Source organism: Vibrio sp. 2033 (genome assembly GCF_033339735.1).
The window spans coordinates 1-518 of sequence record NZ_JAWOVC010000840.1; the positions used below are offsets into that span (position 1 = coordinate 1).

The window sequence follows — 518 nt, forward strand, 5'->3', positions numbered from 1 at the left end:
GCACGAGCAATAGCAGCGGCTACTGCAGCTTTTTTATCTTCTGGCTCTTCAGATGCGTGTTCTTCCTGCTGGGCTTTTTTCGCTTTCGCGCGCGCGCTTGCTGCAGCAACTGCGGACTTTTTGTCATCAGCGTTGTTAGCAGGGGTTTCGCTTTGTTCTTTTTCTGTTTTACGTTCACGAGCAAGACGCTTGCGCTCTTCACGCAGTTTTGCCATTTCGGAGTTGTCAGGCTCAGTTGCACCAGCTTTTGCTGCTGCGGCTTGCTTCGCTTTTGCTTTGGCAATGGCAGCCGCGACAGCAGGTTTAACTGCTGGCTCAGCTTTATTATCTTCGTTCGATTTTTGTGCTTTAACACGAGCAATGGCTGCGGCGATAGCATCATCACCACCGGTTGACTTCATCTCTTTTCGACGGTCATCCGCGGCTTTCTTGAAGCGGCTCTCACGTTCTGCTTTTTCGCGCTCCATACGCGCTTTTTTCTCTTCGAAGCGCAGTTTCGCGCGCTCTGCGGCTTCTGC

At 51.9% G+C, this 518-nt stretch carries 1 pseudogene; it reads right to left on the reverse strand.

Annotation, left to right across the window (positions count from 1 at the left end):
• A pseudogene (locus tag R7P74_RS29390) lies at positions 1–518 on the reverse strand (electron transport complex subunit RsxC); the annotation flags it as partial.